This is a genomic window from Pontibacillus yanchengensis Y32 (genome assembly GCF_000770635.1).
Classification (GTDB): Bacteria; Bacillota; Bacilli; order Bacillales; family BH030062; genus Pontibacillus; species Pontibacillus yanchengensis.
Genome location: NZ_AVBF01000052.1, coordinates 20,989 through 27,560 on the forward strand (window position 1 = coordinate 20,989; position 6,572 = coordinate 27,560).

General features: G+C 43.1%; 5 protein-coding genes. All 5 read left to right on the plus strand.

Going from position 1 to position 6,572, the window contains the following annotated elements:
• The first annotated feature begins 38 nt into the window (after window positions 1-38).
• Window positions 39-926 (plus strand): ROK family protein, encoded by an 888-nt coding sequence (locus N782_RS15595; RefSeq protein WP_036822204.1) that lies wholly within the window; start codon window positions 39-41, stop codon window positions 924-926.
• A 20-nt stretch (window positions 927-946) separates the two neighbouring features.
• Window positions 947-2,116, plus strand: a complete 1,170-nt coding sequence (nagA, locus tag N782_RS15600; protein WP_036822207.1) for an N-acetylglucosamine-6-phosphate deacetylase — start codon at window positions 947-949, stop codon at window positions 2,114-2,116.
• Window positions 2,113-2,850 carry a glucosamine-6-phosphate deaminase gene (gene nagB / locus N782_RS15605; RefSeq protein ID WP_036822210.1) on the plus strand — a complete coding sequence of 246 codons (738 nt, stop codon included), beginning with the start codon at window positions 2,113-2,115 and terminating at the stop codon, window positions 2,848-2,850. Before nagA ends, nagB begins: the two co-directional genes overlap by 4 nt.
• A gap of 343 nt (window positions 2,851-3,193) precedes the next feature.
• Window positions 3,194-5,233, plus strand: coding sequence for a choice-of-anchor I family protein (locus tag N782_RS21605; protein WP_052111384.1), 2,040 nt, complete (start codon window positions 3,194-3,196; stop codon window positions 5,231-5,233).
• A 243-nt stretch (window positions 5,234-5,476) separates the two neighbouring features.
• The gene (locus N782_RS15620; protein ID WP_161783125.1) at window positions 5,477-6,334 is read left to right on the plus strand and encodes an LCP family protein; all 858 of its coding nucleotides are present in this window, start codon (window positions 5,477-5,479) and stop codon (window positions 6,332-6,334) included.
• Window positions 6,335-6,572 lie beyond the last annotated feature (238 nt).

The window sequence follows — 6,572 nt, forward strand, 5'->3', positions numbered from 1 at the left end:
GGGAACGTCACTAAAAAAGTGAAAAGTGGGTGTCTGACATGCAGCAAGTAATTGGAATTGATTTAGGTGGTACAAATCTTCGCGTCGCCGTTGTAAACGAAGAGGGTAACATCATGGAGGAAAAATCTACTCCGACCGATTCATCTAGAGGACCTGAGGCAATAATGGAGGACATGATTCGGTTTATTAAGGATTTTCAAAAAATATATCCAATTAATGGTGTGGGTATTGGCTCTCCTGGACCACTTGATGCGAAAGCTGGTGTTATTTTAAATCCACCTAATCTTCCTGGCTGGGAGCGAGTTCCTTTAACAAAACAGATTAGCGATGCGGTAGATCTTCCCGTTTTTCTAGAGAATGATGCGAATGTGGCTGCGTTAGCGGAAGCTACATCTGGTGCAGGTGTTGGGTACGAAAGTGTGTATTATATTACATGGAGCACAGGAATAGGCGGTGGCTTTGTGCTGGATGGTAAGCTCCAACCAGGGGCGGCAGGCTATGCTGGAGAAATTGGCAATATGATTGTTCAGCCAGGTGGTACGAAGTATGCAACACTAAATCCAGGTGCTTTAGAAGCTGTAGCGAGTGGTACAGCCATTGGCTTGGAAGGAAAGCGTCAATTAGGGATTGAAGGCGGAGCTGAAGCGGTTTTTAATCTTGCCCAAAAAGGGAATACTGAAGCGAAGAGAATCATTGATGATGCGATTCATAACTTAGCGATTGGAATTGCCAATATCACCTTTGCGTTAGACCCATCATTGTTTATACTAGGTGGTGGAGTTATGCAAGCTGAAGATGAATTACTTACATCCCTTCATGAAAAAGTCACCTCTATTTTATATGAGGGACAAACGGTGGACATGAAAAAAGCCACGCTTGGAGGAAAAGCGGGTGTCATCGGAGCAGCCCAATTAGCGTTTAAATAGAAATAAATTAATAAAAAGAGGTGCAAGCCATGCTACTGACCAACGGAACGATTTATACGGAACAAGGAAAGAGGGAGAATGGATCCATTTTTATTGATAATGGAAAAATTGCATCGCTTAATCGGAATAGAGCTACAGGGGAACATCAGGTCATTGAGCTTCCAGAATCGTATAAAATCATTCCGGGGTTCATTGATCTGCACATTCATGGTGCAGGTGGAGCAGACATGATGGATGCGACACCAGAAGCGCTAGCAACGATATCAAAGAGATTAGCAGAAAGAGGTACAACGAGCTTTCTAGCTACGACGATGACACAGGCTGACGAGAACATTGAGGCAGCCTTAAAAAATGCCAAAACCTGTATAGACCACCAAACAACTGGTGCGGAGATACTTGGTGTTCATCTGGAGGGACCATTCATTTCCCCAGGACGTGCTGGAGCCCAGCCTTCAGAGCACATTCGTAAGGGTTCCGTGGAGACGTTTCAACGTTGGCAGGATATAGCAGGCAACCATATTCGGTTAGTAACACTAGCCCCAGAAGAGGATAAAGATTATGCACTCACCTCCCATTTAAAGGATACGGGTGTTGTTGCGTCTATTGGTCATTCCGATGCAACGTATGAACAAGTGAATGAAGCAGTGGAAAAAGGAATCACCCATGCCACGCACCTTTTTAACCAGATGAGAGGCCTGCATCATCGTGAACCAGGTGTAGTCGGGGCAGCTATGTTGAATAAAGCGATTCGAGCAGAGTTGATCACGGATGGATTCCACGTTAGTCCGGCAATGATTCAACTGACCTATCAGCAACTAGGTCGGGACCGGTTACTGCTCATTACCGATGCCATGCGAGCGCAGTGTATGCCTGAAGGAAAATATGATCTCGGTGGACAGGATGTTTTCGTCGAGGGAGACATGGCAAAGCTATCAGATGGCACATTGGCAGGGAGCATTTTAACACTCGATCAGGCCCTGAAAAATACGATGCAATTTACAGGCTGTTCACTGGAAGACGTCATTCAAATGTCTTCCATCAACCCAGCCAAAGAATTAGGCATTCAGAACAAAAAGGGGAGCATTGGTGTTGGAAAAGATGCCGATCTCGTTGTGCTTGATGACAATAATGATGTATATATGACCTTATGCAAGGGCGAGGTTCACTATCGAAAGGAGGAATCCGAATGAAAATCTATGTAACAAAAGATAAGAAAGAAATGAATCAAAAAGCAGCAGAAATCATTCTAGAACGCATTCAAGAAAAGCCTGATATGACACTTGGCTTAGCTACAGGAGGGACACCAGAAGGAACCTATGATGACCTGGTAAACGATCATCAGCAACATGGTACCTCCTATCAAAACATCACAACATTCAACCTGGATGAATACGTCGGATTGCCTTCAGATGATCCAAATAGCTATCTTTCCTATATGAGAGAGCACTTATTTAATCATATTGATATCCCTCCGGAGCAAACCAATTTGCCAAACGGAACAGCGGAAGACTTGGAAGCGGAGTGCGACGAATACGAAACTAGAATTCATGGCCACGGTGGAGTCGATCTCCAACTATTAGGCATTGGCGAAAATGGACATATCGGCTTTAACGAGCCAGGTACGTCGTTTGGAAGCAAGACCCATATCGTTGAATTAGCGGAATCCACACGCGAAGCCAACGCACGCTTTTTCGACTCCAAGGATGACGTGCCAACCCACGCAATAACGATGGGCATCCAGACTATTTTAAAAGCAAAAGAAATCGTCCTTATGATTTCCGGCGAACGCAAGCAAGAAGCCTTGCTACGCTTACTACACGGCGGCGTTTCCGAGGACTTCCCAGCAAGCGCCCTTAAAGAACACCCGAACCTAACCGTCATAGCGGATGAAGCAGCAATTGAAAATAAGAGTGTCGTCGACTGATTTGGTGTGCCTCCTTGGCGATTGTGGCGGGTCGCTCATATATTTGGAATGTCGCTCATATATTGCAAATCCCGCTCATAAATATGAATTCTCGATCATATATTCCAAATCACGCTCATAAATCTCAAATGTCGCTCAAATCCCACAGCCCACCCAGCAAAAGCGCATCTGCCATAATTGGCGATGTGCTTTTTTTAATGAAAGAAAGTGTACAGGCCAAGGGTTATTTTTACATCTTAAAAAAGATCTTCATGTAATTCCACTTTTTACATAGTGTTAATACGACATTAGCAATCTCCTATTAGTATGAATTTTGAAAACATTTAAGGAGGAATGTCGAAACATGAAACACGGTAAAAAGAGCCTTTATTCTGTCGTGACGACCGCAACGCTTTTAGCAGGAATTGCACTACCTACCTCTACGCATGCTGAAACAACTACGTCCTATGGGAAGCAAGATTTTTACGTGCAGCACATTGGTCACTTTGATAGTGAAGCAGCTCTTGATGAAGGCGGTACAGAAATTGTTACCTTCGATCAAGAAACAGAGCGCATCTTTTCTGTAAATGGAGCGGAACAAGCAGTAGATATTATCGACGCGTCTGGGTTAGAAAAGGGACAGCCTGATGTAGAAAACATGCCACTGATTGAGCGTATACAGTTAGCTGAATTAAATGATGACCTTGGTTCTGTAGACGGCATTACCAGTGTAGCGCTTCACCCAAGTGGAGATTATCTTGCGGTTGCGGTACCTGCTGACCCTAAAACGGATAATGGTTATGTCGTGTTCATGGACAAGTTGGGCAACTATCTTTCTCACGTTGAAGTAGGAGCTCTTCCAGATATGGTTACATTCACTCCAGATGGTGAAAAAGCTCTAGTAGCAAACGAAGGAGAACCTAGTGAGGACTATACAACAAATCCAGAAGGTTCTGTTGGCATTATCGATGTTTCTAATGGCGTCAAGAGCTTAAAAAATGAGCAGGTCAACATCGTGAATTTTGAAGGTGTAGACGTTGAAGATTCCGTTCGTAAAACAAATGCTGAAGTATCTTATGAAAAAGATTTAGAGCCTGAATACATTACTGTACAGGAAGACAGCAAGCGAGCTTTTGTCGTATTACAGGAAAGCAACGCCATGGCTACACTAAATTTAGAAACGGAAGAATTTGAAGGTGTATCCGATCTAGGCTATAAAGATCATTCCAAAGCAGAAAATGCGCTTGATACTTCCAATGAAGATGATGGCGTAAACATCGATACATATCCAATCCTAGGGATGTATCAGCCAGATGGGATTACTTCTTTCTCTGCTAATGGAAAAACGTATATCGTAACGCCGAACGAAGGCGATTCTGTTGATTATGATGGCTATTCGGAGGAAACGGAAGTAGCGGAAATTAAAGATCAATACGAATTGAATGCAGACCATTTTGCTGAATATACGCAAGAAGAACTTGATCAAATGGTTGAAAATGGACTCTTTTCTGCCGAGCAAACAGGTGAGCTAGGCACGACAACAGCTGCACCTAAAAACGAAGATGGAAAATATGAAGCGATTTATAAGTTCGGAGCTCGCTCGTTCACGATTTGGGATGCTGAAGATATGAGCCGAGTTTATGACAGTGGAGATGAATTTGAGCAAGTAACCGCAAATGCTCTACCGGACATGTTCAACATAGATAATACAGAAAATGAAATCGATGGCCGTAGTGATAACAAAGGTCCAGAGCCTGAAACGGTTGTAACAGGTATGGTTGAGGACAAGCATTACGCATTTGTTGGTCTAGAGCGTATTGGTGGTGTGATGGTGTACGATATTACCAATCCTGAGAAAGCTTCTTTTGTAAAATACTTCTCCAGCCGTGACTTTTCTAACCCAGAAGAGGTAGCGGGTGATATTGGCCCAGAAGGTCTAAAGTTTGTATCCGCGGATGAGAGTCCTACAGGGAATGCTATGCTCGTTATAGGTCACGAAGTATCTGGAACAGTAGGCGTGTTTGACCTTTCTCATCAAAAACCAATGATGAACGACGATTCTGATGAAGAGGATGAGGAAGAAGAAACAGAAGAAGATGAATCTGAAGACGAAGATATGAATGAGGACGACTCTGAAAGCGAAGAAAATGATGAAGATGCAGACGAAGAATCAGATATGGATGAGGACGAAGACGAGAACGAAGAATCAGATATGGATGAAAACGAAGATCAAGAGGAAGAATCAGACATGGATGAAGTGATGACCCATACAGTCGAAATGGGAGATACATTATACAGCATCGCCCAAATGTATGATACATCATGGGAAAACCTACAGGAGTTGAATGAGTTGGCGGATCCAACTTTCATTATTCCTGGGCAAAAGTTAATTATTTCTTATTAATTATTTCAGAAGCAAGTAAGGGCGAAGCGACGCCTTTGCTTGCTTTTTTTTTAGAAAGTACATGTTCTAGCCAGGAATGCGCCTACCACGAGGGGGGAGAGAATCTTTTTTTGCAATGATATGAGAAAGCTAGTCGGAAATGACTAAGGCGTATGTTTTGTAGGCAAAGTCTCTACTAAATGTCTAGTTATCTACTATTTTTTTACTTAATATGTATATCCTATGTAGCCCTCGTCCACACTGATGGTAAAACGTAAGGGATCGATGTCTATGAGACCACCGCGCATCCGTCGCTCGTTGTTTAGCTTAGCATTGATTATTTTTGTCATCGGCCTCATGTTTCAGGAGGATTTCTGGACGAAAGCTCCTGGAGAGAAGGAAAAGGAAGAAACAGAACCTGTTGTCGAAGAAGAGATTACGCCAAAAGTTCAGCATTCCAAAGATTATAATCATAACAATCCAAAGGTGAGTCCACTCGAAATTGAGGATGCACCAGTTGATATTAACGAAGAAATAGCTGAAACGGATCACGTATCATTACTGTTGATAGAAGATCAGCAAGATGAGAATGCGAAGCTGACGTTTGTAACCATGCAACCTAAAACGAATACACTCTATGTATCAAAAATTAATACGTACCAAGCTGTAGCGGAAACCACGGAAGTGCTTGAACAGCTCGAGAAATCAATGAAGTATCCTTTAGACTATTACATTCGACTAGACCAGGAAGCCATTCAATCGATATCCGACCGAGCACTAGAAAATGAGTATTTTAAAGAATTGGTAGCAGACCAGCTGAATGAGGCAAATGTAGTAAACGCGGAGATACCAGAAGTGAACATTGGTACGATGCTGAAGGATATGAGTCAGCTATCGTTTTCCACCTTACTTTCCTTAAACCAACTAGCAACAGATGTACAAAAAGAAATAGAAACCAATTTGTCCGTTGGAGAATTGGTGGTGCTTCGAAACAAAATTGGCATGGATACACTAACCAAGCCCATGAATGTAGAAGAAGGCTTTTACTTTGAATCCCTGCCTGCATCGAATGAACTCTCTGATGAGCAACAGAATGAGATAGCCTCCGTTACTGGAGTTTAGCGCCCCTTTTTTGATAAGGAGGGGTTTTTTTGTGGTTAGCAGGAGAGGCGGGGGTTGGAGCGCGGGGATCGGAGCGAGAATCTGGAATTAGGAGCGACATTCTCAAAATTGGAGCGATAATTGGAAAATAGGAGCGACTCTCGATTTCAGGGCATGATTTGATGTGCTATCCATGCCGGAGCACAGTTTTACAAGTGCAGTTCCTGGTTTCGGAGCAAATTTTTCGATTTCAGAGCAT

Bases quoted from the DNA above. Each gene is read 5' to 3' on its own strand.
- N782_RS15620 (WP_161783125.1), top strand. From the start codon at position 5,477: ATGGTAAAACGTAAGGGATCGATGTCTATGAGACCACCGCGCATCCGT.
- N782_RS21605 (WP_052111384.1), top strand. From the start codon at position 3,194: ATGAAACACGGTAAAAAGAGCCTTTATTCTGTCGTGACGACCGCAACG.
- N782_RS15595 (WP_036822204.1), top strand. From the start codon at position 39: ATGCAGCAAGTAATTGGAATTGATTTAGGTGGTACAAATCTTCGCGTC.
- nagB (WP_036822210.1), top strand. From the start codon at position 2,113: ATGAAAATCTATGTAACAAAAGATAAGAAAGAAATGAATCAAAAAGCA.